The following is a 1,103-nucleotide window of genomic DNA, read 5'->3' on the forward strand; positions in this document are numbered from 1 at the left end:
CAAGAAAACCCTACACAAGTAGAGGGATCAATTACGCTGATCACTTCAAAGGTGGCAAGCTATGGGTAGATCCGGTTAAAGAAAGTGATGAGAAGAACATTGCGGCAGACTTAAAAATGATTGAAAGCAATAGAGTTTACTACGATAAAAAAGGTAGCTATAGTTATAAAGATTATTTAGCTGTAATAATTAAATATGATGAAAATGGAAAACCTGTAGACCAGCTTAAAGATTTGGAACGACTTTTACTTAGAAGATTAAAGCCGGAAAATGTTAAAATGCTTATGAATCATATAAAAGTGAAAAATGGTTGGTTTACATTTCTACCTCAGGTAAAGACTTGGTTTCATATGGAAGGACATGATATTTATATTGAAGATAGAGTTGCAGCTATAACTTCGGAAGTAAAGTTTTCAAGAACCATTGAATTGAGAATGTGGTGTGAATAATGAGAAAAATAATTATTATGTTAAATATTATTATAATAGTTCTTTCACAGTTGGCTTATAGTTCTTTTCAAGTACAAGCAAATACAATTCCATCACATATTGATATTTATAGACCTTCATTAAGTTTTGAAAATGCACTTAAAAAGGCAAATGATGAACTATATAATATTATGGGCTTTGAAGATTATTTTGTACATGCAATATATAATCCATTATCGAGTAATTATATAGAAGTTGATGCAAACTCTGAAATCTGGTATGAATATGGAGTCTTTTCAAAAAAAGAATTGAGCGGTAAATATAAATTCATTAAAGAATTGGAAAAATTCGAAGATATTGGCAATTATCAGTGGGAATTTATTGGTAGTAATTTATATAATGTTAATGTTCCTAATCCTTATTACACGCCCGATAGTATTCCAAAATCTCAGATAATGGGCAGGTGGAAATGGGTGGAAGATATTGAGACGTATAAAAGGAGTGATAATACTGCGATTACAGTGGAATCAGGGGAATACAAAGACGCTCTCAGCCCCACCGACCGAGACGAACTGGCCAATCAGATTATATCAGCTCTCAAGGTCAAATACGGCCCCCTCTTTGACGTGGATATGGCAAAAGCAGAAGGCACCGATGTCTGGCTTAGCCGTGCCG

General features: G+C 33.7%; 2 protein-coding genes. Both read left to right on the top strand.

Going from position 1 to position 1,103, the window contains the following annotated elements:
• On the top strand, nt 1–449 hold a 449-nt coding region (locus AC6F8J_RS15160; protein WP_500724460.1), incomplete at its 5' end, for a hypothetical protein.
• Nucleotides 449–1,103: hypothetical protein (locus AC6F8J_RS15165; protein WP_500724461.1), on the top strand; the 655-nt coding region annotated here is incomplete at its 3' end. The genes AC6F8J_RS15160 and AC6F8J_RS15165, both read left to right, overlap by 1 nt.

The sequence above is a fragment of the Petrocella sp. genome (genome assembly GCF_059865615.1).